Source organism: Microcoleus sp. CAWBG640, from assembly GCF_020883015.1.
Classification (GTDB): domain Bacteria; phylum Cyanobacteriota; class Cyanobacteriia; order Cyanobacteriales; family Microcoleaceae; genus Microcoleus; species Microcoleus anatoxicus.
In genome coordinates, this window is sequence record NZ_JAHRFC010000176.1 from 1 (window position 1) to 4,037 (window position 4,037).

General features: G+C 42.1%; 7 protein-coding genes and 1 pseudogene. 3 read left to right on the top strand and 5 right to left on the bottom strand.

Features of this window, described 5'->3' with window-relative positions:
* The 3 genes and pseudogenes from AAFP11_RS29805 to AAFP11_RS29815 form a co-directional block, all read right to left on the bottom strand.
* A pseudogene (locus AAFP11_RS29805) lies at nucleotides 1-217 on the bottom strand (hypothetical protein); the annotation flags it as partial.
* Nucleotides 218-268: 51 nt separating this feature from the next.
* On the bottom strand, nucleotides 269-499 hold the full coding sequence (locus AAFP11_RS29810) for a type II toxin-antitoxin system HicB family antitoxin (RefSeq protein WP_341732724.1): 231 nt from the start codon (nucleotides 497-499) through the stop codon (nucleotides 269-271).
* On the bottom strand, nucleotides 496-702 hold the full coding sequence (locus AAFP11_RS29815) for a type II toxin-antitoxin system HicA family toxin (protein WP_106148795.1): 207 nt from the start codon (nucleotides 700-702) through the stop codon (nucleotides 496-498). Before AAFP11_RS29815 ends, AAFP11_RS29810 begins: the two co-directional genes overlap by 4 nt.
* 277 nt (nucleotides 703-979) lie before the next feature.
* Between AAFP11_RS29815 and AAFP11_RS29820 the strand changes: the two genes are divergently transcribed.
* Nucleotides 980-2,155, top strand: coding sequence for a DNA cytosine methyltransferase (locus AAFP11_RS29820; RefSeq protein ID WP_341740252.1), 1,176 nt, complete (start codon nucleotides 980-982; stop codon nucleotides 2,153-2,155).
* On the opposite strand, the gene AAFP11_RS29825 is transcribed toward AAFP11_RS29820, so the two are convergent.
* Nucleotides 2,121-2,345 (bottom strand): type II toxin-antitoxin system HicB family antitoxin, encoded by a 225-nt coding sequence (locus tag AAFP11_RS29825; protein ID WP_341740253.1) that lies wholly within the window; start codon nucleotides 2,343-2,345, stop codon nucleotides 2,121-2,123. The genes AAFP11_RS29820 and AAFP11_RS29825 overlap by 35 nt on opposite strands.
* Nucleotides 2,346-2,356: 11 nt before the next feature.
* Nucleotides 2,357-2,890 (bottom strand): hypothetical protein, encoded by a 534-nt coding sequence (locus AAFP11_RS29830; RefSeq protein WP_341740254.1) that lies wholly within the window; start codon nucleotides 2,888-2,890, stop codon nucleotides 2,357-2,359.
* 191 nt (nucleotides 2,891-3,081) lie between these two features.
* Between AAFP11_RS29830 and AAFP11_RS29835 the strand changes: the two genes are divergently transcribed.
* Nucleotides 3,082-3,570, top strand: coding sequence for a hypothetical protein (locus AAFP11_RS29835; protein WP_341740255.1), 489 nt, complete (start codon nucleotides 3,082-3,084; stop codon nucleotides 3,568-3,570).
* Nucleotides 3,571-3,763: 193 nt separating this feature from the next.
* On the top strand, nucleotides 3,764-4,037 hold a 274-nt coding region (locus AAFP11_RS29840), incomplete at its 3' end, for a hypothetical protein (RefSeq protein WP_341740256.1).

The window sequence follows — 4,037 nt, forward strand, 5'->3', positions numbered from 1 at the left end:
CGGCAAACGTATCTGTGACTCGTTCCCCACCACTGCGAGCTAAAATTTCAAGTGGATCGTCCCCACCATCGGGAAGATCCAGCCATTCGATAAAACTGGAATAATCGGGACGCGATCGCGACATAATGCGATTAAAAATATTTAAAATATCGGCTGGTGAAATATTTTCAAGCTGCACCAACCATAGGCGAGCAGCTTCGGGATAGCGATGAGCCACAAGGGAGAACGCATCAAAAGTTTTAAGAGTTTTTCGATGGTATTAATAACTTTATGCTATCTGCAATCGTTTTCCCAAAGTTTGAGGTTCTGGTAGAGGTTTGCCATCTTCTTGATAGAGTTCTATCAGTGTTTCTAATAATTCTTGTCCGTGTTTTGCCGCTTCTTCGTAAGTGTGTCCGTGAGTGCAAGGCTGCATGACATCGGTAAACTCAGGTAAGCTGACCACAAAAAGTTGATCTTCTTCTGACCACTCGATGATTAGACTATAATGGCTATTCATTCTTCTATCTCCTTCAGCTTCTGTAAATCAGAAATTACTCTTTTTTCGTGATAATTTGGCGCATCATCACCATCATTACCTGATAGTGTAATTTTTTCAGGTAATAAAGGGTGTTCCCATACAGTGTGACTGCCCTTTCCCTGTCTGTAAGTAAAGCCTGCTTTTAGTAATAGGCTCTTCAATTCTCTGATTTTTTTAGGCATGAGTGATGCCAGCTAACGGGGTTTACGATATTGTAGCCGATCGCCCAAACTACAAAAACCGAGTTGATTTGAGAAACCGGGTTTTTACCAAATCTGCGGGCTACAACAAAGTATTTTCGTAAAAAACCCGGTTTCTGGGCCCCATGTCTAAGTCCTATGACTCTCGCATCCCCCACAGATGTACAATAGGACGATCGCACTCCCCAACTCCAAGCGCGAACCCGACACTCTGCCCGAAATGGTCAACATCAGATAAAATGCAGTAAAAAACTAGAAAATGGAAGCAATACAACTGTCTTTGTTCTCAAACGAGTCAGAATTAATTCCTGCCAAAAAGCAGAAAAAAGCAAAACTAGGGCGTTACGAACGCATCCAGCGCGAACTAGAAGCAAATGACTGCGACCCCTACAAGATATTCATTGATATTGAATCTCAGTCACTAACAAAATCAGACTATACATTTGTCGATCTTTTCTGCGGTGCGGGCGGCATGACCCAAGGTTTATTGCAAGCAGGTTTTCGACCAGTAGCAAGCGTTGAAATTAATGCGATCGCCTCGGAAACTCATACAAAAAACTTTCCCGATTGCCATCACTTGTGCGACGATATCAAAAACTTAAATCCCCAAAAGTTACTCGCTGAAATTGGTTCGCCACAAGTTCATGTTGTTGTAGGTGGGCCGCCGTGCCAAGGCTTCTCAGTGGCTGGAAAACGCGACCCCAACGACCCTCGAAATCGCCTATTTAGAGAGTTTGTCCGCGTTGTTTCTGAAATACGTCCTTGGTATGTTGTCATGGAAAATGTACCCGGAATATTGACTATACAAAAAGGAGCTGTTAAGCAAGCCATTTGCGAAGCTTTTCAGGAAATTGGCTATCCCCATATGTCCGTTGCTGTTCTGGAATCAGCAACCTATGGAGTCCCGCAAATCCGCCCGCGAGCGATTTTTATTGCCAATAGATTTGGGATGCAAAATCCCTATCCCAAGTCGCAATTGTTGCCAGAACAATACAAAGCAATCGAGTCAGCGATTGATGATTTACCAGAGTATACTCCCATACCCGAAATTAACCACGAATGGACTCGTCATTCTGTTCAGTATATGGAAAGACTTGCGAAAGTTCCACCAGGCGGTTCTTTGTATGAAAGCTACGCCGATGCTTTCAAGCGACAGTATCCGGGAAAACCGAGCATGACTGTTAAAGAAAATCACGGTGGCACTCATATTCATCCTTATCTCAATCGCGTGATTTCAGCTCGCGAAATGGCTAGATTGCAAACTTTCCCGGATTCATTTATTTTTGAAGGTTCAATGAAAAAGGCAATGTGGCAAATTGGCAATGCCGTACCGCCACGATTAGCAGAGTGTATCGGTTTGGCACTTATTCCATATTTGACTGATATTGCTGTGAACAAATTTAAGCAGCCTGAAATAATCGTTCTAGCTTCTTAGTTGCTGGTAATGGTTTACCTTCAGCCTGACAACTTTCGATTAGTAACTCCAGTACCTCTTGTGCATTGTAGATAGCTTCTTCATAAGAATCTCCGTGAGTTACAGGCTGCATTACATCTTCAAATTCAGGTAAAAATACGAGAAAGCATCGATCGCCTTCTGACCATTGGATAACAACTGTATATTTCATGGTTCGTTAACTTATCGCATCTTTTGTTCTACTTCCTCTAGGGGCAAATCGAGAGCTTGGGCAATTTGTTCTGCCGTTAAGCCAATTTTTACCAATCGCGGTATCGTTTCTAGTTTAGCTAGTTTTCGCTCTTTTTCAATATTGCCATCCCTATCATTGACAGATGTAGGAGTTTCCCTAACTATAGATTCTAATTTTTCGTTATTTTGGGAAGGATTAGAGCAGTGATTAATATTACCACCAATAACATAATGACCAATAATTTGACTTTTATAATGAGATTTGTCAACTCCAAGTCTTTCAATAGAAGCACGAAAGTTTGACTTATTCAAATCTTCTCCCAACACTTCAGAAATAATTTGCCAAAGTGCGTAAGCTTCATCTTTTGCATGACCTCGCGTACATTGATATTCTTTCGCAATATCGGCGTATTTCTGACCGTTGATAACGCCTTTAATAATTGCTCTTTGCAGACTATCGAGGTGCTTACCTGTTTGAGCGACAACCTGTTCATCTAAATATTTTAACACCTTTGTTACGTCCATAGTCTGTTAATTAAATGCTACTCTATCCGTCATTATCCGCTAAAATCCGCCTCCTGTAAATATTCTTAACATAACTCCCGTCTTTTTCCGCCATCTTCCGCCACTCAAAAATTCTGCCGCCTTTGAGATTTAAGGAATAATTAGAAAAGGTTACTTACTTTTACTGGTCAATCTTAACTTAAATTAAGAATATGAAGCCGATCGACATTCAACTTTTTCGCTCCGTTGTTATTAGCGTTACAACGGTTGCGTTGCTGCAACAGCCGAGTATTGCTCAAAAAAGGGGTATTCTTGATTCGCCAACCGTGCTAGCTCAGTCAAGTTCTAGGAGTAACCTAGTCTTCGTTGGAATTGTCCGAAACAACAAGGGAACTTTGTATAGATTCACAAGTTCTGGAGCAACTAATGCTGGAGATGCACGATGGGATACCTGCCCCTCTGGCACAAGGTTAATAGGAAGAGACTTGCAGCCGAACGGTTTCTGGCTTTGTGCTAGCCCGGATATTGCTGATAAAGGAGCCTGGTATTTTGGGAATGTCGTAGGAAATCGAGGATACTACTGGGAAATTTCCGATGGTAAAGCCAAACCTGCTGGTGATGCTACCTGGGATACTTGTTGGGAAGGCCGATTGCTAGGTAGGTTATTCAATACTAACGGCTTTTGGGTTTGTCAACCATAACGTTAAAGTGAATTAGGTTGAGGAGGCGATCGCTCAGTTAAAATGAAACAGTATGTGTTTTGTTAGAATATTGTAGCCGATCGCCCAAACTCCAAAAACCTAGTTTCTTCACTCCGACCAAAGAAACCGGGTTTTTACCAAATCTGCGGGCTACAACAAAGTATTATCGTAAAAAACCCGGTTTCTGGACTTCGTGACTCTTGCATCCCCACACAGATGTACAATTAGGACGATCGCACTCCCCAACGACCACCGCGATAGATGGTGCTTTTGTTTCAAGATGAGCATCGATCGCCAAAAAATAACGGATAATGAGATTATCGCCAACATTGAGGGGAATAAGATGACTTCTCAAACGATCGAACTTTTGGAAGATTTGCTAGGCAAGTTACAACACTTACTCCCGGAAAATCAGCAGCTTCTGTTAACTTTTGCAGAGTTTTTGCTGGAACGACAGATGCGATCGA